The organism is Ruegeria sp. BHSB058 (genome assembly GCF_059613285.1).
Genome location: NZ_JBXWSF010000001.1, coordinates 72107 through 96898, shown reverse-complemented (window position 1 = coordinate 96898; position 24792 = coordinate 72107). Strand labels below are relative to the sequence as shown.

26 protein-coding genes are annotated in these 24792 nt (G+C 62.1%); 12 read left to right on the top strand and 14 right to left on the bottom strand.

All coding sequences use genetic code 11. The features are described 5' to 3' along the window. Positions 1–42: 42 nt before the first annotated feature. The 3 genes from AC2FNB_RS00485 to leuB are packed head-to-tail and all read right to left on the bottom strand — an operon-like array spanning position 43 to position 4255. On the bottom strand, positions 43–1524 hold the full coding sequence (locus AC2FNB_RS00485; RefSeq protein ID WP_496743779.1) for an aldehyde dehydrogenase: 1482 nt from the start codon (positions 1522–1524) through the stop codon (positions 43–45). Next, positions 1521–3173 carry a GMC family oxidoreductase gene (locus AC2FNB_RS00480; RefSeq protein ID WP_496743778.1) on the bottom strand — a complete coding sequence of 551 codons (1653 nt, stop codon included), beginning with the start codon at positions 3171–3173 and terminating at the stop codon, positions 1521–1523. The genes AC2FNB_RS00485 and AC2FNB_RS00480 overlap by 4 nt, the downstream gene beginning before the upstream one ends. Beyond that, positions 3170–4255, bottom strand: a complete 1086-nt coding sequence (gene leuB, locus AC2FNB_RS00475; RefSeq protein WP_496743776.1) for a 3-isopropylmalate dehydrogenase — start codon at positions 4253–4255, stop codon at positions 3170–3172. The genes AC2FNB_RS00480 and leuB overlap by 4 nt, the downstream gene beginning before the upstream one ends. A gap of 100 nt (positions 4256–4355) precedes the next feature. Between leuB and AC2FNB_RS00470 the strand changes: the two genes are divergently transcribed. Next, positions 4356–5237 carry a LysR substrate-binding domain-containing protein gene (locus AC2FNB_RS00470; protein ID WP_496743774.1) on the top strand — a complete coding sequence of 294 codons (882 nt, stop codon included), beginning with the start codon at positions 4356–4358 and terminating at the stop codon, positions 5235–5237. A gap of 400 nt (positions 5238–5637) precedes the next feature. Here the strand turns inward: AC2FNB_RS00470 and AC2FNB_RS00465 are convergent, their stop codons facing one another. Continuing rightward, entirely contained in the window at positions 5638–6096 is a 459-nt protein-coding gene (locus tag AC2FNB_RS00465; protein WP_480749496.1) for a hypothetical protein, read from the bottom strand. Between the two features lie 378 nt (positions 6097–6474). Between AC2FNB_RS00465 and AC2FNB_RS00460 the strand changes: the two genes are divergently transcribed. Beyond that, entirely contained in the window at positions 6475–7065 is a 591-nt protein-coding gene (locus AC2FNB_RS00460) for a thymidine kinase (protein ID WP_496743772.1), read from the top strand. Between the two features lie 98 nt (positions 7066–7163). On the opposite strand, the gene AC2FNB_RS00455 is transcribed toward AC2FNB_RS00460, so the two are convergent. The 5 genes from AC2FNB_RS00455 to AC2FNB_RS00435 all read right to left on the bottom strand — a co-directional run bounded on the left by AC2FNB_RS00455 (position 7164) and on the right by AC2FNB_RS00435 (position 10364). Continuing rightward, positions 7164–8117, bottom strand: a complete 954-nt coding sequence (locus AC2FNB_RS00455; RefSeq protein WP_496743770.1) for a 2-hydroxyacid dehydrogenase — start codon at positions 8115–8117, stop codon at positions 7164–7166. Further along, the gene (locus tag AC2FNB_RS00450; RefSeq protein WP_496743768.1) at positions 8117–8455 is read right to left on the bottom strand and encodes a tRNA-binding protein; all 339 of its coding nucleotides are present in this window, start codon (positions 8453–8455) and stop codon (positions 8117–8119) included. The genes AC2FNB_RS00455 and AC2FNB_RS00450 overlap by 1 nt, the downstream gene beginning before the upstream one ends. Beyond that, complete coding sequence (proC, locus tag AC2FNB_RS00445) at positions 8448–9263, bottom strand: pyrroline-5-carboxylate reductase (protein ID WP_496743766.1); 816 nt, start codon at positions 9261–9263, stop codon at positions 8448–8450. The genes AC2FNB_RS00450 and proC overlap by 8 nt, the downstream gene beginning before the upstream one ends. Before the next feature lie 39 nt (positions 9264–9302). Further along, entirely contained in the window at positions 9303–9803 is a 501-nt protein-coding gene (locus tag AC2FNB_RS00440; protein ID WP_496743764.1) for a type III secretion system chaperone family protein, read from the bottom strand. 312 nt (positions 9804–10115) lie between these two features. Continuing rightward, positions 10116–10364 carry an accessory factor UbiK family protein gene (locus tag AC2FNB_RS00435; protein WP_496743762.1) on the bottom strand — a complete coding sequence of 83 codons (249 nt, stop codon included), beginning with the start codon at positions 10362–10364 and terminating at the stop codon, positions 10116–10118. 97 nt (positions 10365–10461) lie between these two features. Between AC2FNB_RS00435 and lgt the strand changes: the two genes are divergently transcribed. The 4 genes from lgt to AC2FNB_RS00415 all read left to right on the top strand — a co-directional run bounded on the left by lgt (position 10462) and on the right by AC2FNB_RS00415 (position 14672). Beyond that, positions 10462–11349 carry a prolipoprotein diacylglyceryl transferase gene (gene lgt / locus AC2FNB_RS00430; protein WP_496743761.1) on the top strand — a complete coding sequence of 296 codons (888 nt, stop codon included), beginning with the start codon at positions 10462–10464 and terminating at the stop codon, positions 11347–11349. Next, positions 11346–12413, top strand: a complete 1068-nt coding sequence (locus AC2FNB_RS00425; protein ID WP_480749504.1) for a class I SAM-dependent methyltransferase — start codon at positions 11346–11348, stop codon at positions 12411–12413. Before lgt ends, AC2FNB_RS00425 begins: the two co-directional genes overlap by 4 nt. Then, positions 12410–13165: a peptidoglycan editing factor PgeF gene (gene pgeF / locus AC2FNB_RS00420; protein ID WP_480749505.1), complete on the top strand. Its 756-nt coding sequence runs from the start codon at positions 12410–12412 to the stop codon at positions 13163–13165. Before AC2FNB_RS00425 ends, pgeF begins: the two co-directional genes overlap by 4 nt. A 727-nt stretch (positions 13166–13892) precedes the next feature. Further along, positions 13893–14672, top strand: coding sequence for a Hint domain-containing protein (locus AC2FNB_RS00415; protein WP_480749506.1), 780 nt, complete (start codon positions 13893–13895; stop codon positions 14670–14672). A 96-nt stretch (positions 14673–14768) separates the two neighbouring features. On the opposite strand, the gene AC2FNB_RS00410 is transcribed toward AC2FNB_RS00415, so the two are convergent. Then, complete coding sequence (locus tag AC2FNB_RS00410; RefSeq protein WP_496743759.1) at positions 14769–15269, bottom strand: Lrp/AsnC family transcriptional regulator; 501 nt, start codon at positions 15267–15269, stop codon at positions 14769–14771. A gap of 223 nt (positions 15270–15492) precedes the next feature. Here AC2FNB_RS00410 and trxB point away from each other — a divergent pair, with 223 nt between their 5' ends. The 3 genes from trxB (at position 15493) to AC2FNB_RS00395 (ending at position 20284) form a co-directional block, all read left to right on the top strand. Then, entirely contained in the window at positions 15493–16434 is a 942-nt protein-coding gene (gene trxB / locus AC2FNB_RS00405; RefSeq protein ID WP_480749507.1) for a thioredoxin-disulfide reductase, read from the top strand. Between the two features lie 243 nt (positions 16435–16677). Beyond that, entirely contained in the window at positions 16678–18357 is a 1680-nt protein-coding gene (locus tag AC2FNB_RS00400; RefSeq protein ID WP_496743758.1) for an adenylate/guanylate cyclase domain-containing protein, read from the top strand. 208 nt (positions 18358–18565) lie between these two features. Beyond that, complete coding sequence (locus tag AC2FNB_RS00395) at positions 18566–20284, top strand: bifunctional sulfate adenylyltransferase/adenylylsulfate kinase (RefSeq protein WP_480749509.1); 1719 nt, start codon at positions 18566–18568, stop codon at positions 20282–20284. A gap of 177 nt (positions 20285–20461) precedes the next feature. Here the strand turns inward: AC2FNB_RS00395 and AC2FNB_RS00390 are convergent, their stop codons facing one another. From AC2FNB_RS00390 to AC2FNB_RS00375, 4 genes are all read right to left on the bottom strand, one after another. After that, on the bottom strand, positions 20462–21322 hold the full coding sequence (locus tag AC2FNB_RS00390; RefSeq protein WP_496743757.1) for a glycosyltransferase family 10 domain-containing protein: 861 nt from the start codon (positions 21320–21322) through the stop codon (positions 20462–20464). Then, a complete protein-coding gene (locus tag AC2FNB_RS00385; RefSeq protein WP_496743756.1) occupies positions 21322–22209 on the bottom strand; it encodes a PhzF family phenazine biosynthesis protein in 888 nt (295 codons plus the stop codon). The genes AC2FNB_RS00390 and AC2FNB_RS00385 overlap by 1 nt, the downstream gene beginning before the upstream one ends. A gap of 111 nt (positions 22210–22320) precedes the next feature. Then, entirely contained in the window at positions 22321–22545 is a 225-nt protein-coding gene (locus tag AC2FNB_RS00380) for a DUF1150 family protein (RefSeq protein ID WP_480749512.1), read from the bottom strand. A gap of 3 nt (positions 22546–22548) precedes the next feature. Next, positions 22549–22962: an Hsp20 family protein gene (locus AC2FNB_RS00375; RefSeq protein ID WP_480749513.1), complete on the bottom strand. Its 414-nt coding sequence runs from the start codon at positions 22960–22962 to the stop codon at positions 22549–22551. Between the two features lie 165 nt (positions 22963–23127). Here AC2FNB_RS00375 and AC2FNB_RS00370 point away from each other — a divergent pair, with 165 nt between their 5' ends. The 3 genes from AC2FNB_RS00370 (at position 23128) to AC2FNB_RS00360 (ending at position 24790) form a co-directional block, all read left to right on the top strand. Then, the gene (locus AC2FNB_RS00370) at positions 23128–23352 is read left to right on the top strand and encodes a YdcH family protein (RefSeq protein WP_480749514.1); all 225 of its coding nucleotides are present in this window, start codon (positions 23128–23130) and stop codon (positions 23350–23352) included. A 200-nt stretch (positions 23353–23552) separates the two neighbouring features. Then, a complete protein-coding gene (purE, locus tag AC2FNB_RS00365; RefSeq protein ID WP_496743754.1) occupies positions 23553–24038 on the top strand; it encodes a 5-(carboxyamino)imidazole ribonucleotide mutase in 486 nt (161 codons plus the stop codon). Then, entirely contained in the window at positions 24035–24790 is a 756-nt protein-coding gene (locus tag AC2FNB_RS00360; RefSeq protein ID WP_480749516.1) for an NAD(P)-binding domain-containing protein, read from the top strand. Before purE ends, AC2FNB_RS00360 begins: the two co-directional genes overlap by 4 nt. Positions 24791–24792: the final 2 nt, after the last annotated feature.

Here is a 24792-nt window from a genome sequence, read left to right as displayed (position 1 = left end):
CCGCGAGGAGATCTGCAGGGTGAACATCTTGTATCCTCCTTGTCAGGCAAAGGGGTCGGGCTGGTGCGGATTGGTCGACAGCCAGACAGATTTGGTTTGCAGGAAGCACCGCATCCCTTCGATGCCGTTTTCGCGCCCGTATCCCGATTGCTTGTATCCACCCACCGGGCTTTGCGTTGCGGCGTTAAAGTAGTTGTTGATATAGACCGTGCCCGCCTCGATCCGGTCGGCTATGCGCATGGCGCGGGTCACATCCCGCGTCCAGATCCCGGCGGCAAGGCCATAGACCGTGTCATTGGCGATGCGGACCGCGTCGTTTTCATCGTCCCAGGCCTCGGTGCTGGCGACGGGGCCGAAAACCTCGGTCTGGGCCAGTTCGGCGCTGTTGGGCACATCGGCAAAGATGGTGGGGCCGATGTAATACCCTTCGTCGCGGCAGGCTGTGCGCCCATCCAGCAGCATCCTGTGCCCCGCCTGTTCGGCGGCGGCGATCCTGGTCAGGATGCTGTCATAATGCGGGCGGTTGGCCATCGGGCCGATCTGGGTGGCGGGGTCCTCCGGGTCACCCACGCGGGCCTTTTTCACGACTTTCACCAGCCGGTCGGTGAACTCATCAATGATGCTTCGATGCACGAGGAGGCGCGAGCCTGAGATGCAGCTTTGCCCGCCGGGGGGGAAGATGCCTGCGGCCACTCCGTTGACCGCCAGATCCAGATCCGCGTCCGCCAGCACGATCTGGGGCGACTTTCCGCCCAGTTCCATCACCACGGGTTTCACCCCCTGCGCCGCCGCGATGGCCGAGGCGCGCCCGCCCCCGGTGCCGCCGGTGAAACTGACCATGCGCACATCCCTGTGGGTGATCATCGGCGCGGCTGTGGTCTCGCCATAGCCTGTCACCACGTTCAGCACACCGGCGGGCAAGTCGGCCTCCAACAGCACGTCCATCAGTTCAAGCGTTGAGCAGGACGAATGCTCCGACGGTTTCAGCACCACCGTATTGCCCGCCGCCAGACAGGGGGCGAGCTTGACAAACAGCGTGCCCAGGGGCGAGTTCCACGGCAAGACCTGCGCCACAACACCGAAGGGTTCCCATTTGACGTAATTGTGGATGTCGGGGACCTCGGCCGGGATCAGGCGGCCTTCGAACTTGTCGCAAAGCCCTGCATAGTAGTGCCAGCTGTCGACCAGCCATGCGCCCGCGCGCAGGCCGGGGGTGATCATCGAAGGGAGCTTGCCATTGTCCCTCGTTTCTACCGCGCCCAGCCTGTCGGCGTGTTTCGAGATCACGTCGCCAATCCGCCGCAAGTGGCGCCCGCGTTCGGCTGGCTGCATCCGGCCCCAGGGCCCTTCGTAGAACGCGGATTTTGCTGCCGCGACCGCCCGGTCGATATCCGCCTGACGGCAATCGGGCACCCGTGCCCAGACCTGACCGTTCGCAGGGTTTTCGCTGTCGATATAGCCACCCTCGGCAGGCGCGTGCCAGTCATTGCCAGCGAAATACTTGTAGGTTTCGATCTTGCTCATGCGGTACGCTCCAGCGGGTATTCAGGGGGCAAGGGACTGCGGCCCAGGATCAAGTCGGCGGCCTTTTCCGCCATCATGATCACGGTCGCATAGAGGTTTCCAGTGATTTGCGCGGGCATGGCCGAGGCATCGCAAACCCGCAGGCCTTCGATCCCATGCACCCGCAACTCACTGTCCAGAACGTCGCCCATGCGGGCGGTGCAGGCCGGGTGGTGGCCAGTATAGGCTGTCTCGCGGATGGCTTGGGTGATCTCGGCATCGCTGCGCGCATTCTTCCACGCGCCGATCTCGCCGGTCACCAACCGGGCAATCGGCTCCTGCGCCATCACCTCGCGCATCACCGCAACGCCGCGTTTGAGCACGTCCATATCTGCCGGGTGGGCGAAGTAGTTCGGGTCGATGACGGGATGCGCCCGGGGATCGGCACTGGCCAGCCTGACGGTGCCTGTCGACAGGGGGCGTTCGAGGTTGATGTCGATCTGCACGCCGGGGCGGGCCATCTTGCGCCCCCGCACCAACAGCTTGCGGCCCAGCCGTTGCAGCAGCGGCACGTCTTCACCAGCGCCGTTGCCCAGATTTTCATCGACCACCATCGGGGTCATGAAGACCTCCAGTTCGGGCAGGGCCGGGTCGTCGAACGCGTGAAACAGCACCGTGGAAAAGAACGCGCCACCGCCGGGCCCGCCGCCGTTCAACAGCCAGTGTCCCATCAGCCGCGCCGCATGGTCCAGCCGCTGATATCTCGCATGGCTCAGGTCCACCCGGTCCGAGCCCCATTGCATCGACACATCCGGGTGGTCCGCCAGATGCGTGCCAACAGACGGCAGGTCCGCCACCACGTCGATCCCGTGTTCCGCCAGATGGTCCGCCGGGCCGATCCCGGACAGCATCAGCAGATGCGGCGTGCCAAACGCCCCCTGACAGACAATCACCTCGCGCGCGGCGCGGATCACCTCTCCGGTCAGGGTTTCAACGCCGATGGCCCTGCCCCTCTCGATCACCAGGCGCTCGATTTGTGTTCCGGTGCGGATCGTCAGGTTCTGCCGCGGGCGCTTGAGGTAGGCGATTGCCGATGACTGGCGCACGCCTCTGGACACGGTGCTGTCATTGCGAGCGACCCCGGTGCGCAATGCGCCGTTGAAATCGTCGATCTGCCGGTGACCAGCCTGCGCGGCTGCCTGCAGAAAGGCCTGCTCCATCTCGCCGAAATTCCGCGCGGGTTCGGTTTTCAGCGGGCCGTGTGTGCCGTGCCATGCGTCGCGCCGATCCCGCGACCCTTCCGAGCGGCGGAAATAGGGCAAAACGTCCGCATAGGACCAGCCCGGCACCTGCCAGCCATCGTAATCCGCCGCCACGCCGCGCATGTAGATCATGCCGTTGACGATGGACGACCCGCCCAGAGCCTTGCCGCGCGGATAGTAGATCGACCGCCCGTTCAGCCCCGGTTGCGGCACAGATTGATAGCCCCAGTCCAGCCTGGAATTGCCAAAGACAAATCCGTTGCCAGCAGGCATTCGAATGAACAGATCGCGCCCCCTGCCGCCTGCCTCGATTAGGCAGACCGAGACCTCCGGGTCCTCGGCCAGACGCGCCGCCAAGGCGCATCCGGCGGATCCGCCGCCGGCAATGACATAGTCAAACCCGCTCATGCGCTCAGCCTTTCCAGAATGGCATCACTCATGTCCGCGCTGGTGGCATTGCCACCCAGATCGGGCGTCATGATACCCGCTTGCAGGGTGTCCATCACCGCGTGTTCGATCCGGGCCTCAATGCCCTGCACACCGAAACTATGGGTGAACATCATCCCGACGGACAGGATTGTGCCCACCGGGTTGGCAATCCCTTGCCCCGCGATATCCGGAGCCGATCCGGCGGTGCTTTCATACAGGCCGAAAACCGACCCCTTGCCTGGATTGTCGGACAAACAGGCGGAGGGCAGCATCCCCAATGACCCGGCATAAACCGCGGTCAGATCGCTGAGCACATCGCCAAGCTGGTTACAGCCGATCACCACGTCAAAATCATGCGGGCGCATCATCAACTGATAGGCGCAATTATCCGCGAACATGTTCTCAAACGCCACGTCCGGGTAATCCCGCGCCACTTCGCTCACGACAGCGCGCCACAGTTTGTAGCTTTCCATTACGTTGGATTTGTCACAGCTGACCAGCCGCCCGCGCCGCTTGCGTGCGAGTTGAAACCCGCCATGGGCGAACCGGGCCACCTCGGCCTCGTCATAGGCGGTCAGATCATAGCCTTGCCGCAAACCGTTCACCCTGCGCTGGCCGCGTTCCATCGCGAACATCGCCCCGCCGCACATTTCGCGCAGGATCAGGACATCCGCGTGGTCCGCCACGCCTGCGCGGAAGGGCGTGCGATCCAACAGCGGCCCCCATGCCCGCGCGGGACGCAGCCCCAGATAGGTTTGCAGATGGTGGCGCAGATACATCAGACCATCCTGACACTCGGCCCCACCGGGCACCCGGATATCGTCCCATTGCGGACCACCCACTGCGCCGATCAGTACAGCATCCGAGGTACGCGCAGTTGCCAAAACCTCGTCCGTGCAAAAGGTGCCATGCGCCTCCCAGGACGCACCATGGAGCAAGCCCCGTTGAATCCGAAGCTCGATCCCGGCCCGCGCCGCAAGGTGCTGCGTGACACGCAGCCCTTGATCCAAAATCTCCGGGCCGATCCCGTCGCCCCCCAAGGCGAGAATCTGTTTCTTCACAGATCATTCCTTTACCACAGCTTGATCGAGCATTGCGTGCTTGAAAAAAAGAGGAAAGGTGGAAATGGTGAATGAAAATCATTCATGAGGAGAATGATAAATGACGCGCCCAATCCCATTTCACCAGATCAACGCATTCGAAGCGGCCGCGCGCAATCTCAGTTTTTCGCGGGCGGGTAAGGAATTGAACGTCCAGCAGCCGGCGATCAGCCGCCATGTGGCCGCGCTTGAGGCGGAACTGGGCGTGGAACTGTTCATCCGCTCCAAACCGCGCCTGACCCTGACAAAAGAAGGCCAGATGCTGGCAGGGGCCGTCGCAAACGGCTTTTCCGCAATCCGCGATGGGCTGGATACAGTGCGTGCCCGAACCCAGGATGAAACGATAGTGGTCAGCGCCAGTATCGGGTTTGCCAGCCTCTACCTGTTGCCGCGCATGGCCGAGTTTCAGACCGCCTTTCCCGAGACCAAGCTGCAGATCATCACCCGGGACCAGAATGCCGATTTCGATCCAGGGGACTGCGATATTGTGATCTTGTTTGGAACCGGTGGGCTGGACGGGGCGGACAGCCGCTTGATCTTTGGCGAAACCATGGTTGCGGTCTGTCATCCCGATTTGCTGGTTGATGGCAAGCTGATGGAATTACCGGTTCTGGTACAACAGAGGTTGCTGCATCTCGCCAATTCTGACCACAGCGCCGATTGGGATCGGTTCTTTGCCGGGTCCGGGTTGGTGCCGGCTCGGACCGCATCACATGACAGCTTTCACAGCTACATGGTCTATTTGCGCGCGATTCAGAACGGGCTTGGGATCGGCATCGGCTGGAAACCGATCCTCAGCGAATTCCTTGAGAATGGCAGCTTGGTAATAGCAAGCGCCCATGAACGCGCAACCGCGCGCGGGTATTTTTGCTCGGTAACGCGGAGCGGCAACACCAAGGCCGGGGCCGAGCTTTTCCTGGACTGGATCGGAAAATCCTTATGAGAGCCTCTGGTTTGGAGGTTCACCGACCTATGTGTCCGCAGCTTCATCGCAGCCTGTTTCCTATCGAGCGTGCACTTCAGAAACACTGAAGGCCGATCACCAAAGCGGACCTACGTTTCGTTTACCGCAAGGCCGGTTTTGACCGCGCCATTCGTGTCCAAACACTTGCAGCAAAAACAGGGTTTGGATCAGCCCTTCGATACCAACAACCAGTGACCGCTTCTGTGAAATGCACGGTGATGCAGCAAGAGTGTCGCCGCATGTGCGAAGCGATGCTGCGTCAGCAATAGCTGCGCAGGCAAAAGGCAGCAAAGTCCGCACAGCCGTCACCTATCGGCAGGCGCGATGGAAACGGGGCGGCCCCGACAGTCGGCTGCAAAAGCGACAAACCGGCCCGCTATCAGGTGCTTTCCTCTTCGAGGTGCAGTTTCATGTCGATCAGCACCTGTTGCAGTTGCACGGTTTCGCGCAGCAGGCGTTTGGCCTCGTTCACGGTGATGATGCCGTCTTCCATCGCTTCCTGGTATTCGCTCATCAGCATGGCAAAGCGCTGGCTGAGCGCGATCACGTCGGAATTCACGCCGCCGGTTCTGGGCTCGTCCGAGTTGCGGCCGTTGTAGGACAGGGTGATGTTCTTGAGGTCCGCCAGCGCCGAGGTCACGTGCGGATAGCTGGATTTGGCCTCAAGCTTGGCGACCGCATCCACCGGCATGAAGCGGTCGGAATGTTCGGCATTGTCGGAATAGTACCGGCCCAGCGTCGCCTTGGATTTGCCGGTGATCTCGCAGGCTGCCTCGATCCCGACATCCTTGACCAGCGCCTCGGTGTGTTTCTTCAGATAGGCGCAGATATCTGCCATTTTCGCCTCATCGAATAACTGCCTCTGCCGACCCTTTTTTGTTTCCGGGGGAAAGGGTCAGGAAATTTCCCATTTCAGAGTATTAATTCAAATGTCATACCTTGGCTATCCCTCAGACAAACGAGGGATTTTGTGAGTGAGTGGCGGCAGTTCCTGCTGGTAGTGAGTGTTGGCGGGGCAAAATTGATCGCCCCGCTCCTTTCCGGTCAGATGATGGCCAATGACGTCGTCGTTGCGGTTATGGGTTGACCATCCCCGAACGAGCGTTGGCTCAGGCCCCGTTGCCGTGGCGGCGGCGTCGTGTAACGTTGTATCATCGCATAACTCTTTGGCCCACAGCGCCTTGCCCCCTTTGCGCGGGCGGTCTAGACCCGGCGCATGGCCAAGCTCTACTTCAACTATTCGACCATGAATGCCGGCAAGTCGACGGTCCTGCTGCAGGCGTCACACAACTATCGTGAGCGCGGCATGCAGACCTATCTGATGACGGCGGCGGTCGACGGGCGCGCGGGCGCCGGGCGAATCGCGTCGCGAATCGGGATCTGCGAGGAGGCCGACACCTTTGGCCCGGGCGACGATGTGTTTGCGATGATCGAGGCGCGGCTGGCACAGGGCGAGGTGGCCTGTGTTTTTGTTGACGAGGCGCAGTTTCTGACCGAGGATCAGGTTTGGCAACTGGCCCGCGCGGTGGATGATCTGGATGTGCCGGTGCTGGCCTACGGGCTGCGGGTCGATTTCCAGGGCAGACTGTTTCCCGGCTCGGCGACGCTGCTGGCGCTGGCCGACGAAATGCGCGAGGTGCGCACGATCTGCAAATGCGGGCGCAAGGCGACAATGGTGATCCGGCAGGATGCGAACGGCCGCGCCATCACCGAAGGCGCGCAGGTGCAGATTGGCGGCAACGAGAGCTATGTCTCGCTCTGCCGCAAGCACTGGCGCGAGGCGGTCGGCGATCTGCCCTCGGCCTGATCACGTATCAGACCGCAGCCTGCCCGTGGCAGGCTGCCCGGCCCAACCGGCGGTGGCGCATCCCTGATGCGCCTGCGGCGGGCGGGAGCGCATGTGGTTCAGTTCACCGCGTTGGGCAGATCGTGGCCTGCGACGAAGGCGGCGACATTGTCGAGCGCCATGTGGCCCATGTTGCTGCGCACCTCTTCGGTTGCGGTGCCAAGATGCGGCAGCAGGGTGACGTTGTCCATCGCGCGCAGTGCTTCGGGGACCGTTGGTTCGAACTCGTAAACATCCAGCCCGGCGCCAGCGATCTCGCCGGTTTGCAGGGCCGCGATCAGGGCGGGTTCGTCCACCACTTCGCCACGGGCGATGTTGACGAGCAGGCCGGTGGGTTTCATCGCCTTCAGGATTTCGGCACCGATCAGGTGCCGGGTCTCGACACCGCCGGGGACCGCGACGATCAGGAAATCGACCGAGGCCGCCAATGTGGGCAGATCGGCGGCGGCATCAGCCGGGAAATCGAGCTGTTTCGGGCTGCGGGCCACATAGGCCACCTGCATGCCGAAACCGAAGTGGCAGCGCCGGGCGATGGCCTGTCCGATGCGGCCCATGCCGACGATGCCGACGCGCTTGCCGGTGACGTGATGGCCCAGCATCTGGGTCGGGTGCCAGCCCTGCCACTGACCCGAGCGCACCAGCCGCTCGCCCTCGCCCGCGCGGCGGGCGGTGGACAGCAGCAACGTCATGGCAATGTCGGCGGTGGCGTCGGTGACGGCGCCCGGCGTGTTGGTCACGGCAATTCCCGCTGCCTTTGCCGCCTGCGTGTCGATGTGGTTGTAGCCGACGCCGAAATTGGCCAGCAGCCTGCAGCGGGGTTGCGGCACCGAGGCAAAGACCCCGGCCGAGAACAGATCGCCCAGCGTGGGCACCACCACGTCGAAATCGGTCAGGGCGCGGCGCATCTCGTCACCGGAGAGCGGCGTATTGCCGTCGCGAATCTCGGCACCGAATTCGGCGCGCGCCCGCGCCTCGACCGCTGGCGTCATCGGGCGGGCGATCCAGAGTTTCATCAGTGCATCCTTCCGCCCAGCGGCACCTTGCCGTCGGGGCCGATCAGAACGATTTCGCCGCTTTCGTCCGGCAGGCCCAGCACCAGAACCTGGGACATGAACTTGCCGATCTGGCGTGGGGGGAAGTTGACCACCGCCATCACCTGCTTGCCGACCAGAGTGGCCGGATCGTAATGCGCGGTGATCTGGGCCGAGGTCTTGCGTTCACCGATCTCGTCACCGAAATCGATCCACATCTTGATCGCAGGTTTGCGGGCTTCGGGGAAGGGTTCGGCACGGATGATTTCGCCCACGCGCACATCCACTTTCAGAAAGTCGTCAAACGATATTTCACTCACGCGAGAGCTCCTTGGATCGGTTGGTTGCGGCCTTGACCGCGCGGTGCAGCAGGTCGGGGAACCCGGTTTCCTGGTGCATCAGCACCTCGAGCGCGGCCTGTGTGGTGCCGTTGGGCGAGGTCACGTTGATGCGCAGCTGTGCGGGGTCTTCGTCGGCTGCCATGGCCAGCGCCCCGGCGCCGGCGACGGTGGATTTGGCCAGTTTCATCGCAAGCTCGTGCGGCAGGCCATGCGCCTCGCCCGCTTTGGCCAGCGTTTCGATCAGGTGAAACACATAGGCCGGGCCGGACCCGCTGACCCCGGTGACGGCATCCATCTGGGATTCGTCGTCAAGGCGAACGGTCTGACCCACCGCCGACAGCAGGCTTTCGGCCTGGTCCATATCGGCCTCGGAGGCGTGTGCATTGCCGATCAGCGCGGTGATGCCCTGACGGATGGCGGCCGGGGTGTTGGGCATGGCGCGGATGATGGGCGTCGCCGTGCCCAGAACTTTTTCGAATGTGGCGATGGAGGTTCCGGCGGCGACCGAGACGAACAGGGTGCGCCCGCCGCCCAGCGCCTTGATCGCAGGCAGCGCTTCGCCCATCATCTGCGGCTTGACCGCCACCAGCACCACGGCGGGCGCTTCGGGCAGCGGGGCGTTGATGTTGACGCCCTGCGCCTTGAGCCAGTCGGACGGATACGGATCGATCACCCAGACCGACGCGGCCGGAAGCCCGTGTTCCAGCCACCCGGCCAGCATCGCCGACCCCATCTTGCCGCATCCCAGAAGCACCAGCCCCTGTTCGGCAACACGTTCCATGTCCATGAAAAGCCCCTCCCCCGTGTTAAGGTTCGGGGCGCAGGTTTACGCGCGACCGTAGGCCTCTGCAATGGCGACTTGCATCGCATCGGCAGAGCTGCGGTTGCCCCAGGTCACCAGCTGGATCGCCGGATAATAGCGCTCGGCGCTCAGCACGGCGGCGGTGATCATGGTGTCGATCTGTTCGGGGCTGGCCGTCTGGCCGCCCGCAAGAACCAGACCATAGCGATAGACCATCAGCTTTTGCCCGCCCCAATAGGTAAAGGCGCCGGCCCAGCATTGATCGTTCATTGCGTTGAGCAATTCGTAGAGCTGCGGAATGCGCTCTTCCGGCGGCTCCATCTCGAACGAGCACACCATGCGCAGCGTCTCGTCAAAACCGGACCAGGCCAGGGTGATCGAATAAGTGCGCCACTGGCCTTCGACCGCCATGGCGATCTGATCGTCCCCGATGCGGTCGAAATCCCATTCGTGATGTTCGGCCAGATGTTCGACGATGTCGATCGGATGGATGTCTTCTTCCAGATACTGCTCGGAAAGGGCCATGTTACACCTCACTGATCTCTAGCGGTTTGGGGCTGGCAGCGCCCCAGCGCTAGTTGCCTGCTCTACAAACCGGGCGTCAGCCTTGGGTCTGTACAAGATATGGTGCGATGTGGTTGCTTTCCTGACAACCCCCATTTTTGGGGATAACAGCAATAAGTTGTGGACAGACGGCAACGGCGATCAAAATATCGACGTTTGATGCAGCTTTTTCTTGCATTAAGCAAGCGGAACGGCAGAATACACCTCACCGCGCAGCCCCGGCGGGTTGCTCGGAATGGTTGTTTATTCCCGAAATTCCGGCGTCAGCGGCGATCAGTCGCCCTGTTTGGCCTCGAGCGCGGCGATGCGCTTTCGCAGCGCGGCGTTTTCTTCGCGCGCCTTCTGGGCCATCGCGCGCACCGCATCGAATTCCTCGCGGGTCACAAAGTCGCGGTCGGCGAGCCAACGGTCCATCATCGATTTCATCGCGGTCTCGGCCTCTTCCCGCGCGCCCTGGGCCACGCCCATGGCGTTGGTCATCAGTTGGGAAATGTCGTCAAGAATCTTGTTGCGGGTCTGCATGTCTTTACTCCCGTGTCGCGGTTGTCCTCTATATGGGTCACAAGCGCGGCAGGCTCAAGGTTGACTTGCCCCTCAAACCACGGGCAATGAGACGCACATGCAGGCAGTGATCCCCTTTCCCGACCTTTCGCCCGAACTGTTCTCGATCTCGATCTTCGGGATGGAGTTCGCGCTGCGCTGGTATGCGCTGGCCTATATCGCGGGTATTCTGATCGCGTGGCGCATGGCGCTGACGGCATTGCGCCGTCCCGCCCTGTGGCCGGATCAGGCGCCACCGATGAGCGCACGGCAGCTGGAGGACCTGCTGACCTGGATCATTCTGGGCGTCATTCTGGGCGGACGGCTGGGATTCGTCCTGTTCTATCAGCCGGGATATTACCTGCAGAACCCGGCCGACATCCTGAAAGTCTGGCAAGGCGGCATGGCGTTTCATGGCGGCATGCTGGGCGTGATCGTCGCCGCGTTTCTGTTTGCCCGAAAACACCGGATCCCGACCCTGCCGCTGGCCGATCTGGTCGCCCACACGGTGCCGCCCGGATTGCTGTTGGGGCGGCTGGCGAATTTCGTCAATGCCGAATTGTGGGGGCGGCCAAGCGATGTACCCTGGGCGGTGATCTTTCCCGGTGAGATGGCGCAGTATTGCCCGGAGGTCGAAGGGGTTTGCGCGCGCCACCCCTCGCAGCTTTACGAGGCCGGGCTGGAAGGGCTGCTGCTGGGCGCGTTGTTGCTGTGGCTGGTCTACCGGCGTGGCGGGTTCCGGCAACCGGGCCTGATTCTGGGCGTGTTTCTGGCGGGCTATGGCCTGTCGCGCTTTGTCGTCGAGTTCTTTCGGCAACCGGATGCGCAATTCGTCTCGGACGGCAATCCGCTGGGGCTGGCGTGGCAGGCCGGCGGCTATGGCCTGACGATGGGACAGGTGCTGTCGCTGCCGATGATCGCCGTTGGCCTGTGGTTCGTCTGGCGGGCCAGGCGGGCGCGGGCATGAGCCTGCGCGACATACTGATCGGGCGCATCCGGCAGGATGGGCCGATGACGGTCGCGGATTACATGGCCGAATGCCTTTTGCATCCCATGCACGGCTATTACTCTACCCGCGACCCGCTTGGCGCTGAGGGCGATTTTACCACCGCGCCCGAGATCAGCCAGATGTTCGGCGAACTGGTGGGGCTGGCGCTGGCGCAAAGCTGGCTGGATCAGGGGAGCCCCGCCCCCTTCACGCTGGCCGAGCTTGGCCCCGGACGCGGGACGTTGATGGCCGATATCCTGCGCACGACGCGCGGCGTTCCCGGTTTTCACGAGGCGGCCCGCGTGGTTCTGGTGGAAGCGTCCCGAGCGCTGCGACAGGTTCAGGCCGACACCCTGACCAAGGCCAGCCCGCGCTGGCTGGACAAGGTCGAAGACCTGCCGGATGCACCGTTGTTCCTGGTCGCCAACGAGTTCTTTGACGCCCTGCCGGTGCGGCAGTTCCTCCGCGACGGCGCCGGCTGGCGCGAGCGGCTGGTTGGCGAAAGGGACGGTAGGCTGGCCTTTGGTCTGGGCGCGCAGGCGCAACAGGCCGCGCTGGATTACCGGCTGGGTGACACGCGCGAGGGCGATCTGGTCGAGCTGTGCCCTGCCGCCGCGCCGGTTACTGCCGCCGTTGCCGGGCGCATAGCGCGCCATGGCGGCGCGGCGTTGGTAATCGACTATGGCGACTGGCGGTCGCTGGGAGATACGTTTCAGGCCCTGCGCGCGCATGACCGCGCCGATCCGCTGGCCGATCCGGGACAGGCGGATCTGACCGCGCATGTGGATTTCGAGGTGCTGGCGGAGGCCGCCCGCGCCACGGGTTGCGCGCATAGCCGGTTGACCACCCAAGGCGTGTTTCTGGAACGCCTCGGCATCACCGCCCGCGCACAGGCCTTGGCGCAGGGAAAGGCAGAAAATGACCTGAATGCGCTGATTGCCGCGCATCGCAGGTTGACGCACCCCGAGGAAATGGGAAACCTGTTCAAGACAATGGCGCTTTATCCTGCGTCATCCTCACCACCACCCGGATTGGACCCATGACGCTGGAAATACTGACGTCAGACCTTTTGACCCCGGCACACCACGGTTTCTTCAGCCGCCGCGGCGGGGCGTCTTCGGGCATATTCTCGGGGCTGAACTGCGGTGTCGGATCAACGGACCTGAACGACGCCGTGGCCCTGAACCGCACCCGCGTGGCGGACGCCATGAAGGTGACGGCCACCGATCTGGTCGGTGTGTATCAGGTGCATTCCGCCGATGTGGTGATCGTGACAGAGCCGCTGGACGAACGGCCCAAGGCCGATGCGCTGGTGACGGCGGTGCCCGGGCTGGCGCTGACCATCCTGACCGCCGATTGCCAGCCCGTGCTGTTTGCCGATCACAAGGCCGGTGTCATCGGGGCCGCCCATGCCGGATGGCGCGGCGCGTTGGGCGGAGTGCTGGAGGCCACGCTGGATGCGATGGAATCGCTGGGTGCGCGGCGCGAAAACACGGTTGCGGCAATCGGTCCCACGATCTCGCAGAACGCCTATGAGGTAGGGCCGGAGTTCCTGGACGATTTCCTGATGGAGGACATGGACAACACCCGGTTCTTTGCCAACGGCAATGGCGACCGGATGCTGTTCGACCTGCCCGCCTATGGGCTGCACCGGCTGCGGCAGGCCGGAATCGGGGCCGCGGAATGGACCCGGCATTGCACCTATTCCGACCCTGACCGGTTTTATTCCTATCGCCGGGCCACACATGCGGGCGAAGTCGACTATGGCCGGTTGATATCGGCGATACGACTTTGAGGCTTTGCGGCCAAATTAAGGCAAAACCGCCACGATCCCGCCCAAAAATTTGTATCTAATTTCCTGTGAATCAGCTGTGGAAATGCACCTGACCTCAACCGGTTAAGTGCGTTGCACGCACAGTCGAAATCTGGCGCAGACAGGAAAGGAGTCCGCAAGACGCGCAAATTTGTCCTCTTTTTTTCCCGGATCGGCCCTAAGGGCGCCGCAAAACCATTTCATTTTGGAATTATCCAAGCTGGACGGGTGCAAAGCCCGCTGAAGGAAGGGGAAGAATGAAAACCGGTTCACGCTTTATCAGGTCGGTGATCGCAACTGCCAGGGATCACGTGCTGCCAATGCCCTGGAAGCTGAAATCGGGTCGTTCAGACAACATCACTCGAATGTGAGTGAGTGTGAGATATCTCCGGAAGGCCAAGCTGCCGGCCTTTTGGATCGTCCGTATCGGCAAGCGCCCTGGGCCGATGTGGATCTGAACCGCAACTGTGCGCGGTGTTCCGGGGCGTGTGAGTGTGGTGGGCTTTTTTGCCTGCTTGTTATGAGTTCTGTTTTGGGGGGTCATCGTTTTGACCAAAGTTGAGCATCAAATCGCTCGCTTTTTAGGCCATTGCCGCTGCATCGAGCGCGGTTATTGCGACCGTTTCAGGACATTAAACCTGTATGCCAATTCAAGGCCGTCTGAGGGGGCTGCCCAAAATATGGCAGGAATGAAGGGGACGGAATACGAATGTCTATTCCATATTCGTTAACGCGAGCGGCGCGCAATGCTGTTGAAACATCTGCGCTGCTGCAGGACCCGGCTGCGCTGCGCGGTCAGAACCGGCCGCAACTCAGGCGTTACGAGGTCTGCGCCAAGGCCGCCAACGGTGACATCATCCAGAAACGCCATATCGCACCGGCCCTGCCGCTGTTCGAGGATGCGTTCTGCGCCTTTTCGCGCGGATCGCTGATCGAGACCGATCAGGGGCCGATGGCCATCGAGGACCTGCTGCCCGGAGATCACGTCGCCACTCAGGACGGCTCGCAGGAAGTCTTGTGGAAAGGCTCCATCACCTTGCTGCCGGGGCGTCCCGACGCGCGGGGGCGGACCCATCCGTTGACCCGGTTCATGGCCGACACGTTCGGCATCCAGAAACCGATGTCGGGGGTCATTGCCGGGCCGGCGGCGCGCATTCTGGCCACGCCCGCGCATCTGCGCCACCTGTCCAGCGGGTCCCCGATGCTGACGCCGGTGCAGGAATTCGTGGACGGCATGAGCGTGGTGGAAACCATTCCGCCCACCCCGGTCGAGCTGTTTCACATCTGCCTGAAGAAACACGCGGTGATCAATGTCGACGGCATCCAGTTCGAGACCTATCACCCCGGCATCAATGCCGTACGCATTCTGGGTCAGACATTGCGTGAGCTGTACCTGAGCCTGTTCGAGCACATTCACACGCTCAGCGATTTCGGCCCCCTGGCATTTCCGCGTGCCGGTGACGGCGAAATCGACGCGATCACGGCCTGAGGGGAAACGCCATGCATCTGCTTCTCAGCTGGGTTTTCTCACTGACCATCGCGGCGTTTCTGCCGTCTTCGACCTCGCCTTCGGGCGCGGTCGCGATCAGGCGCTTCGGTTCAGGCGTTCTTCCAGGACGTCAAACGGAACGCCGGGTTCGTCCTTTGCGCCTCGAATGACAAGCGACGTCTTGACGCTGGCCACGTTTGGCGTGGTCAGCAACTCTCCGGTCAGGAATTGCTGAAAGCTGCTGAGATCGGGTGAGACGCATTTCAGGATGAAATCCACCTCGCCGTTCAGCATGTGGCATTCCCGGACCAGCGGCCAGTTGCGGCAGCGTTCCTCGAAGGCGCGCAGTTCGACCTCGGCCTGGCTGTCCAGACCGACCATGGCAAAGACCTGAACCTCGAACCCCAGTTCACGGGCGTTGACATCGGCGTGATAGCCCCGGATATACCCGGCCTCTTCCAGGGTGCGCACCCGGCGCAGGCAGGGCGGAGCGGATATTCCCACACGTTTTGCGAGTTCGACATTGGTCATGCGACCGTCCGCCTGCAATTCGGAAAGAATCTTGCGGTCAATTTCGTCCAGCCGTGTAGCGACCATAAAATGCTCCTGGGTTTTTCGGTTCTTATAGCAGCGCCCCGGTTGGGCGCAATATTATTTCGCACCCGCGCAACATTCTTTAATCTCAAAGACATATTTGGCCTCGGCTGAGGGCGCTGCGGGAACAGGGGCGGATCATCTTGGGGCTTTAAGAGCGTGGCCTGCGCCGCTATATCCCTCGTTCGAGACCATCAGGTTCATTCGGGCAGAAAACGGGGGCACCATGACCGAGACACGTCACACCAAGGTTCTGATCATCGGGTCGGGGCCTGCGGGCTATACCGCCGGCGTTTATGCAAGCCGGGCCATGCTGGAACCCATACTGGTGCAGGGCATCGAGCCCGGCGGCCAGCTGACCACGACAACCGAGGTCGAGAACTATCCCGGCTTCACCGAAGTTCAGGGCCCCGATCTGATGATCAAGATGCAAGAGCATGCCGCTGCGATGGGATGTGAGGTCATCGGCGACATCATCACCGATCTGGACCTGTCCAAACGGCCGTTTACCGCCAAGGGCGACAGCGGCACCACCTATACCGCTGACGCGGTCATTCTGGCCACCGGCGCGCGTGCGAAATGGCTGGGCCTGCCGTCCGAGGACAAGTTCAAGGGCTTTGGCGTGTCGGCCTGCGCAACTTGTGACGGCTTTTTCTATCGCGGGCAGGAAATCGTGGTGATCGGGGGCGGCAACACCGCCGTCGAAGAGGCGCTGTTCCTGACCAATTTCGCCAGCAAGGTGACCCTGATCCACCGCCGCGACGAGCTGCGGGCGGAAAAGATCCTGCAGGACCGGCTGCTGAAGAACGAAAAGATCGTGCCGCTGTGGTTCCACACGCTGGAAGAGGTGATCGGCACCGATGCGCCGCTGGGCGTCGAAGGCGTTCGGGTCCGGAACGTCAAGACCGACGAGATCACCGAAATCCCCTGCAAGGGCGTGTTCGTGGCGATCGGCCATGCGCCCGCAAACGAGCTGGTCAAGGACACGCTGGAGACCCATATGGGCGGCTATGTCGTGACCAAACCGGGCAGCACCGAAACCTCGATCCCCGGCGTTTTTGCAGCGGGCGATCTGACCGACCATGTCTATCGTCAGGCGGTGACAAGCGCCGGTATGGGCTGCATGGCGGCACTGGATGCCGAACGGTTCCTGGCCGAACAGGACTGAACGGATGCCGGAATTCTCCGGCCCGGTCCGGAGAATTCTGCTGCGGTCGTGCAGGGCATGATTCATTGCCCTCCCTCGCAACCTGGCCTTGACCACGCCAGCTTGGTGGGCCCGTCCCCGGCGGTGCCCCGGGCAAACCCCGGCACGGGCTGGCCCGGTGACAATCGCGAGAGTGGGGCTTGACCATCCCGGTCTGCGCCTCACAATGTTGACCCTGGCGCGAAAAGCAAACCGGAGGCGCAAGTGGCAAGTGTTCTCTGGCGAGGCAACTGGACGACACGGCTCAGGATCGTAACCGGGCTGATCCTGCTCACCTTTGCCTTTTTCCATTTTTTCAACATCGGTCTGGGCCTGTTCCATACCGACTATCTGCACGACATGCAGGACGGTCGGACAATGGTGTCGCGGCACGGTCTTGTGAGCATCGTTCTATATGCGGCACTGCTGATCCATGCCGGTCTGGCGCTGGTTTCGGTTGCGCGGCGCAGGACATTGCGCATGCCGTTCAGTTCGGCCCTGCAGATTGTTCTTGGCCTACTGATTCCGCTACAGCTGATCTCGCATCTTGTGCAGACGCGCTATGCCCATGAAATCTATGACGTCAATGACGAGATGGGCTATATCATCGCGCTGATGTGGCCTGGTCCGGCCATCTGGATGCAGAGCCTGCTGCTGCTCATCGTCTGGGTGCATGGCTGCATCGGCCTGCACATGTGGTTGCGGCTGACCCGCTGGTGGTCGGGGATGGTGCCCTATCTGATCGGATTGGCGGTGTTTGTCCCCTGTTTTGCACTGGCCGGGTTGCTGACCGAAGGGCGGCGGATCTGGGCCGATTTTTCCGATGAGTTCCTGCGCGAGCAGTATATCGAACACTATAACTGGCCCAGCCCCGAAGCCTTCGAGGCGATGTTCAGCGTCAAGGATAACGCCCTTATGGCGTTCTGGGCGGCACTGGCGGCGGCGCTGGCCTTTCATCTGGGTCGCAAGATGTGGCGACGCAGACATTCGGTGCGAATTCAATACGTGGACGGCCCGGAAATCCGCTCGGAAAAAGGCATGACCCTGCTGGAGATGTCGCTTGCCAACGCGGTGCCGCATACCGCCCTGTGCGGCGGCAAGGGGCGCTGCACCACCTGCCGGGTCATCGTCGAGGAAGGCGCCGACCTGCTGCATCCGCCGGGCACGGTCGAGGCGCGCAGCCTTGCCGCCATCGATGCCCCGCCCGGTATGCGGCTGGCCTGCCAGATCCGCCCGATGGACCCGGCGACGGTATTCCGCGTCTTTCGGCCCGAAGGTGGGCGCAACCGCGCGCATGCCAGTCAGGGGCAGGAACGGCAACTGGCAGTGTTGTTTCTGGATATGCGTGGGTTTACCGCCCGTACCACGGGGCAGTTGCCATATGACGTTGTTTTCCTGCTGAACCGGTTCTTTGACGCCATCGTGCCCGCAATCACGAAAGCGGGCGGTGTGGTGGACAAATACCTTGGCGACGGGCTGTTGGCGGTGTTCGACACCCGTGACGCCGCCAGTTCGGCGCGGGCCGGTATTCAGGCGGCAATCGGCGTCAGCCGCGCCCTGCAGGAGTTCAATCAGCGGCTGGCACAGGAAGACGCGCCGGAAATCCGGATCGGGATGGGGCTGCATATCGGCACCCTCGTGCTGGGCGAGATCGGGGCGGCCGGGCATGCGCCCCGCACCATCATCGGTGACACCGTCAATGCCGCCAGCCGTCTGGAAGGCGAGACCAAGGCGCTGGGCGCCGAGCTGCTGATCTCGGCCAACGTATTGACGGCCGCGGGCATCGCGGTGGCGCCCCTCGCACTTCAGGAATTCAGGTTGCGGGGCGTTCCGGAACCCCTTGCCGCCCTGGCAGTTGAATCGGCCTCGGAATTGGCCTCGATGCTGGGGCTTCCGGAACAATGACCCTTTTGAGGGCCGCAATCCGTCACCTGGACGAAAATCTTCCCACAGATCGACAAATGCCGGCAAAAGACGTTCTGATTGGCGGAAAAACGACACACTTCGTCCTTTGTTGCGGCCGACCGTCTGGACTCCGCCCGTGCAACCGGGCAAATGCCGCTCGAAACTGCTGGAAAATGCAAATTCCCACCCTGGTGACACGAGTATTGAAATGACGATGTTGAGCAACCTAGCCCCGATTCCCGAACTGTACGTTTCCTACGAATCCGCCCAGAAGCTGAAAGTCGAAGCCGCCGACCTGACCAGCTGGGATCTGAGCCCGCGCCAGATCTGCGATCTGGAGCTGCTGATGAATGGCGGTTTCAACCCGCTCAAGGGTTTTTTGTCGGAAGAAGACTACAATGGCGTGGTCGAGAACATGCGTCTGGCCGACGGCACCCTTTGGCCGATGCCCATCACGCTGGACGTGAAAGAGGACTTTGCCGACAAGATCGAACTGGGTCAGGACATCGCCCTGCGCGATCAGGAAGGTGTCATCCTGGCGACCATGACCGTGACAGACCGCTGGACGCCCGACAAGGCGAACGAGGCTGCCAAGGTTTTCGGCGCCGACGACAGCGCACACCCGGCGGTGAACTATCTGCACAACGTGGCCGGAAAGGTCTATCTGGGCGGGCCGATCACCGGCATTCAGCCGCCCGTGCACTATGATTTCAAGGCCCGTCGCGACACGCCGAACGAGTTGCGGGCCTATTTCCGCAAGGTGGGCTGGCGCCGTATCGTCGCCTTCCAGACACGCAACCCGCTGCACCGCGCGCATCAGGAACTGACCTTCCGCGCCGCCAAGGAAGCGCAGGCCAACCTGCTGATCCACCCGGTCGTCGGGCTGACCAAACCCGGCGATGTCGATCACTTCACCCGCGTGCGCTGTTATGAGGCGGTGCTGGACAAATATCCGGCCTCGACCACCTCGATGAGCCTGCTGAACCTTGCCATGCGCATGGCCGGCCCGCGCGAGGCGGTCTGGCACGGCCTGATCCGCAAGAATCACGGCTGCACCCATTTCATCGTCGGCCGCGATCACGCAGGCCCGGGCAAGAACTCGGCCGGTGAGGATTTCTATGGGCCCTATGACGCGCAGGACCTGTTTCGCAAATACCAGGACGAGATCGGCATCGAGATGGTCGATTTCAAACACATGGTCTATGTGCAGGAACGCGCCCAGTACGAGCCCAATGACGAGATCAAGGACAAGGACAATGTCACCATCCTGAACATCTCGGGCACCGAGTTGCGCCGCCGCCTGCAGGAAGGTCTGGAAATTCCGGAGTGGTTTTCCTTCCCCGAAGTCGTTGCCGAGCTGCGCAAGACCCGGCCACCGCGCTCGCAGCAGGGCTTCACGGTGTTCTTCACCGGTTTTTCGGGATCCGGCAAATCCACCATCGCCAACGCGCTCATGGTCAAGTTGATGGAAATGGGGGGGCGTCCGGTGACATTGCTTGACGGCGATATCGTGCGCAAGAACCTCAGCTCGGAACTTGGCTTCTCGAAAGAACACCGCGATCTCAACATCCGCCGCATCGGCTATGTCGCCTCGGAAATCACCAAGAACGGCGGCATCGCCATTTGCGCGCCCATCGCGCCCTATGCGACGACCCGCCGTGCCGTGCGTGAAGATATCGAAGCCTTTGGCGCCTTCTGCGAAGTCCATGTCTCGACCTCGATCGAAGAATGCGAACGCCGCGACCGCAAGGGCCTCTACAAGCTGGCGCGCGAAGGCAAGATCAAGGAATTCACCGGAATTTCGGACCCCTATGACGTGCCGGAAAATCCCGAATTGCGGGTCGAAACCGAAAATGTGGATGTCGACAACTGTGCACACCAGGTTTTGTTGAAACTGGAAAGCATGGGCCTGATCGCCGGGCACTGACCTCGCAACAGACTTGCAAGACGGCCCCCTTTGCGGGGCCGTATTCTTTTGCGGATGTCGGAATTACGAAAGGGCGCTGCTCCTCTTGCCCTTCGGGCAATTCACCCCGGGGTATTGAAAACCAGAAAGAAGCAGGAGCGTGCCGGAGGCGCACATTTTGGCGACGGTTGGCCAGGATCAGAGCTGATCGCGCAGCGCCCGCGCCACCCGGCCTTCGAAATCCCCCAGTTCCGCCGCTTTGGGCTTGATTGCCTGAAGCAGTGGCAATCTGGGCGCGTAATCGTCCACAGTCAGAGCTTCGACTGCTTGCCGGATATCGTCGGCGCTTTTGCACAGGATCATGCCTGCCGGGTCCAGGAACCTCTCGATATTGGGACAGCCCCAATAGATCGGCACGGTATCGCACAGGATCGCGTCGATCAGTTTTTCCGAGACATAGTTGGTCTCGCGTACGTTCTCGATCACGATCGAAAACCGATAGGGCGCCAGCCCGTCCGACTTGCGCTCGAACGGCATGTAGCCGCGCCCCATGATATCCACGTCCTGCCCCGTTTCGCGGACCCAGTCGATCATCTCGTGGCGAAGCTGGTGACCGATCAGGTCCCGCTTGGCCGAGGCGATCAGGGAACAGGATTTGGTTTTCAGAGGGTTCAGGTCCGGCCAGTCGGACACCATGGTCGAGCCATAAGGCACGAAGGCAGCGTTGGGGATGCTGTTCAGTAGGATTTCGTGAAAGGTAAAGACCCGGAAGAACCGCCGCCAGGTGAACCGCAGCAGGCGGTCGTGCTTGGCGTGGATCGCACTCGGTTCTCCCATCATCAACGAGATCTGCGCCCGTGTTCCCCGGCGCAGCCGGAAATGGGCCATCGTATTTGGATACATGATCAGGTGATCGCTCGGGGCCAGATCGCCCACACGGGCGCCGGTCAGGCGCCCGGGGCATCCCAGCGGCCAGATCAGGTCGGACAGCGGCAGCGCCGCCAGATCGGGGCCAAGCCGATTGCCGTAGGGCAACAGCGCGATCGCAGGCTCTGGCATCACATCTCACCTTCGGGCAGATCGACCTGCCCGCGCATCAGCACAAAACCCGATCCGGCCACCTTGATCCCCGTCATCCGGTCCGGTTCTCCGACCCGGGTGACGGTGGCGCGACCGGGACGGCCTATGTCATGGCCCTGCTCGGCGACGAAACTGTCCTTGGGCATCAGCCCGTATTTCCACAGATAGGCCGCCATCGCGCCGGTGGCAGAGCCGGTGAACGGGTCTTCGGGCGGGCTGGGCGGCGCCATCAGAAGACGGGAAAACGTATCACCCTGCCCGGTCGCGCCCTGCAGGGTGACCAGAAACGGCTCCATCATGTCGGTGCCGGAATAACCCTGGCTTTCTGCCATGCGGCGCAGGGCGTCGATGTTCAGCCTTGCCGCCCGCAACGCCTGATGGTCGCGCAGCACCGTGATGCAGAACGGCAGGCCGGTGGACACGATCTGAGGCGGCGAGACAATCGCCTCGGGGTTCAATCCAATCCCTTCGGCCACGAGTTCAGCCGGGATAATCGCGCCGAATTTCGGTGCGACCTGCGTCATCTCGATCTCGTCATCGGTCAGTCGGATCGACACAATTCCCGCACCGGTTTCAAGTGTCAGATCATCGCCCGAAATCATCCCGCGAGACCGCAGGGCCGCGACGGTTGCAATGGTGGGATGTCCGGCAAAGGGGATTTCGCGGCTGGCCAGGAAATAGCGCACGCGGATATCTGCAATTTCGGACGGGCCGGTAAAAGTGCACTCGACCAGAGAGGTTTCGCGCACGAAGGCTTGTGAGGTTTCCGGGGACAGTCCTGCGCCGCCATGGACAACGGCACATCCGTTGCCGCCAAAGGGCAGGTCGGTAAAGGCGTCCACCCAGTCGAAATCGAACCAACTCATATCCGCTCTCTCGCTGTGTCAGTATTCTCGGCGGGAGTACGGGCCCGGCCGGTCCGTATGTTTCGCCGTCCGGGCGGCGAATGTCACGTCAAATCGTGGCCGACCGTTGTCTTAGTGCACCGTCACCGGCGTCAGATCGTTCTGGCGGGCCAGTACGAAGGCCAGCTTGCGGTTGGCGACCAGGGCCAGTTGCTGACCGTTCGCGTCATGAACCGCATAGAGGTGATCGAGATCACCGGCCTGAATACGGACTTCTTCCGGCAGATCGGCCACGTCGACGGCCTTGACATAAACGATCCGGCTGTCCTTGTCCTTGAAATCGAATGGTGTGTGCATGGCTTACCCTTTCCTGATGTTGATCGTCTGCACCACCGCTTCGGGAATGGCGCGGGTCAGATCGATATGCAGCAGCCCGTTTTCCATCACCGCCTCACCGACCTCGACACCGTCTGCCAGCACGAACATGCGCTGGAACTGACGTGCGGCGATGCCACGGTGCAGGAACACGCGCCCCTCGCTGTCGTCGCGTTGCCGTCCCCGGATCACCAGTTGGCGATCCTCGATGGTGATTGACAGATCCTCTTCGGCAAACCCGGCCACGGCCAGCGTGATCCGATAGGAATGATCCGAGGTCTGTTCGATGTTGTAGGGCGGATATCCTTCGTTGCCGGCCTTGGCCGAGCGTTCCAGAAGGCGTTCCAACTGCTCGAACCCCAACAGGTGCGGATAGGAGCCAAGTGTAAGTTTCGACACGTTGTTTCGTCCTTGTTCATCAAAGCGACGGTTCGGGCGGTCCCGTTCTGGCAACCGCTCTGTCTAGAATATGGGAAGAAACCGGGATGTCCACAAGGTCTAGGCGGATTCCCTGTTACGCACTATTGTGTGTACCAAGCAGAACAAAAAGAATTGAGTCGCCATATGAATGCGCCAACGGACCTGTCGATGAAATCCGACGACGTGCTGAAGGTGGAACTGGAGGTCTTTCGCCGCCAGCACCGCGATCTGGATGAAGCCATCGAAGCGCTGGAAGCCAAGGGAACAGCCGATCAGCTTACGATCAAGCGGTTGAAAAAGCAGAAACTTCGCCTGAAGGACATCATTGCGATGATCGAAGACCGCCTGACGCCTGACATCATCGCCTGAACTTTTCCCCGTTGAACGGAATGCCGGATCGGACGCATTGGGCACGACGCCATGCCCGGACCAGGTGACGCGTCGTTCTGATCGTACCCATCCGAAGTGTCCAGCGGGAAATTCTCTATGAAAATGGCTGTCTTGGCGCATTGCCACATAGGCGGATTTGGCTATAGTGCGCGCTCTTTCCACAGATGGGGGCCGGGTGCATGGGCGACATCAAAGTAGGGATCATCATGGGCAGCCAGTCGGATTGGCCCACGATGAAGGAAGCCGCCGACATTCTGGACGAGTTGGGTGTGGCTTATGAGGCCAGGATCGTCTCGGCGCACCGCACCCCGGATCGCTTGTGGGAGTATGGCAAGACCGCGGTGGAGCGCGGGTTGCAGGTGATTATCGCAGGCGCGGGCGGGGCGGCGCATCTGCCGGGCATGATGGCGTCGAAAACGCGGGTGCCGGTGATCGGCGTTCCGGTTCAGACCCGTGCGCTGTCGGGCGTCGACTCGCTTTATTCCATCGTGCAGATGCCCAGGGGCTTTCCGGTGGCGACCATGGCGATCGGGTCTGCGGGCGGAGCCAATGCCGGGCTGATGGCGGCAGGCATTCTGGCGTTGCAGGATGACGCCCTGGCCAAACGGCTGGATGACTGGCGCGCGGCGCTTTCGGCCTCGATCCCGGAAGAACCGCAGGGATGAGCCGGATCGGTTTCATCGGCACCGGCCATATCGCGGCGCCCATGGTGCGGTTTCTGGCCGCCAGGGGGCATCATATCGCGGTGACGGAACGCAGCGCGTCGGTTTCCGCACAGCTGGCGCAAGAGCTTGGGGTCGACGTGGATACGCCTCAAGGCGTCATCGACCGGTCCGATATCGTATTCCTGTGCCTGCGCCCGCATCTGGCGGCGGAGGTTCTTGCGCCGCTCAGCTTTCGGGCCGATCAGCAGGTTGTCTCGGTCATGGCGGCGGTGCCGGCCGGGCAACTGGCCAGACTGTGCGCCCCGGCCTCGGATTTCGTGCAGACCATTCCGCTGGGATTCCTGCAGACCGGAGGTTGCCCGCTGGCCGCGTTCGGCAATGACCACCTGCTGGCACAATTGTTCGAGCCGGAAAACCCGGTGGTGAAAGTGGCTGACGAGGTCGCGCTGAACGCACATTTCGCAATCTGCGCCATGGTTCCGGGAATTCTGGACCTTATGGCAACCGGTGCAGGGTGGCTGGCCCGGGAAACCGGCGATGCGGATGCGGCGGAGTTTTATACGACGCAACTTGTGTCGGGGTTTCTGTCGACGATGGACAAGGGCAAGGCGGGGCGTCTGGCGGAAGAACGCGATGCCCTGGCAACTGATGGCACTTTGAGCCTGCAGATGACGGATGCACTGACATCGGGCGGAGCACATGAAGCTTTGCGGTCTGCGCTGACCGCGATTGGAAAACGGCTGGAGACCTGACG

Excerpts from the sequence above, each read along its gene's own strand:
- AC2FNB_RS00485 (WP_496743779.1), bottom strand. The coding sequence starts at position 1,524 with ATGAGCAAGATCGAAACCTACAAGTATTTCGCTGGCAATGACTGGCAC.
- AC2FNB_RS00480 (WP_496743778.1), bottom strand. The coding sequence starts at position 3,173 with ATGAGCGGGTTTGACTATGTCATTGCCGGCGGCGGATCCGCCGGATGC.
- AC2FNB_RS00470 (WP_496743774.1), top strand. The coding sequence starts at position 4,356 with ATGACGCGCCCAATCCCATTTCACCAGATCAACGCATTCGAAGCGGCC.
- AC2FNB_RS00465 (WP_480749496.1), bottom strand. The coding sequence starts at position 6,096 with ATGGCAGATATCTGCGCCTATCTGAAGAAACACACCGAGGCGCTGGTC.
- AC2FNB_RS00460 (WP_496743772.1), top strand. The coding sequence starts at position 6,475 with ATGGCCAAGCTCTACTTCAACTATTCGACCATGAATGCCGGCAAGTCG.
- AC2FNB_RS00455 (WP_496743770.1), bottom strand. The coding sequence starts at position 8,117 with ATGAAACTCTGGATCGCCCGCCCGATGACGCCAGCGGTCGAGGCGCGG.
- proC (WP_496743766.1), bottom strand. The coding sequence starts at position 9,263 with ATGGACATGGAACGTGTTGCCGAACAGGGGCTGGTGCTTCTGGGATGC.
- AC2FNB_RS00440 (WP_496743764.1), bottom strand. The coding sequence starts at position 9,803 with ATGGCCCTTTCCGAGCAGTATCTGGAAGAAGACATCCATCCGATCGAC.
- AC2FNB_RS00435 (WP_496743762.1), bottom strand. The coding sequence starts at position 10,364 with ATGCAGACCCGCAACAAGATTCTTGACGACATTTCCCAACTGATGACC.
- lgt (WP_496743761.1), top strand. The coding sequence starts at position 10,462 with ATGCAGGCAGTGATCCCCTTTCCCGACCTTTCGCCCGAACTGTTCTCG.
- AC2FNB_RS00425 (WP_480749504.1), top strand. The coding sequence starts at position 11,346 with ATGAGCCTGCGCGACATACTGATCGGGCGCATCCGGCAGGATGGGCCG.
- pgeF (WP_480749505.1), top strand. The coding sequence starts at position 12,410 with ATGACGCTGGAAATACTGACGTCAGACCTTTTGACCCCGGCACACCAC.
- AC2FNB_RS00415 (WP_480749506.1), top strand. The coding sequence starts at position 13,893 with ATGTCTATTCCATATTCGTTAACGCGAGCGGCGCGCAATGCTGTTGAA.
- AC2FNB_RS00410 (WP_496743759.1), bottom strand. The coding sequence starts at position 15,269 with ATGGTCGCTACACGGCTGGACGAAATTGACCGCAAGATTCTTTCCGAA.
- trxB (WP_480749507.1), top strand. The coding sequence starts at position 15,493 with ATGACCGAGACACGTCACACCAAGGTTCTGATCATCGGGTCGGGGCCT.
- AC2FNB_RS00395 (WP_480749509.1), top strand. The coding sequence starts at position 18,566 with ATGACGATGTTGAGCAACCTAGCCCCGATTCCCGAACTGTACGTTTCC.
- AC2FNB_RS00390 (WP_496743757.1), bottom strand. The coding sequence starts at position 21,322 with ATGCCAGAGCCTGCGATCGCGCTGTTGCCCTACGGCAATCGGCTTGGC.
- AC2FNB_RS00385 (WP_496743756.1), bottom strand. The coding sequence starts at position 22,209 with ATGAGTTGGTTCGATTTCGACTGGGTGGACGCCTTTACCGACCTGCCC.
- AC2FNB_RS00380 (WP_480749512.1), bottom strand. The coding sequence starts at position 22,545 with ATGCACACACCATTCGATTTCAAGGACAAGGACAGCCGGATCGTTTAT.
- AC2FNB_RS00370 (WP_480749514.1), top strand. The coding sequence starts at position 23,128 with ATGAATGCGCCAACGGACCTGTCGATGAAATCCGACGACGTGCTGAAG.
- purE (WP_496743754.1), top strand. The coding sequence starts at position 23,553 with ATGGGCGACATCAAAGTAGGGATCATCATGGGCAGCCAGTCGGATTGG.
- AC2FNB_RS00360 (WP_480749516.1), top strand. The coding sequence starts at position 24,035 with ATGAGCCGGATCGGTTTCATCGGCACCGGCCATATCGCGGCGCCCATG.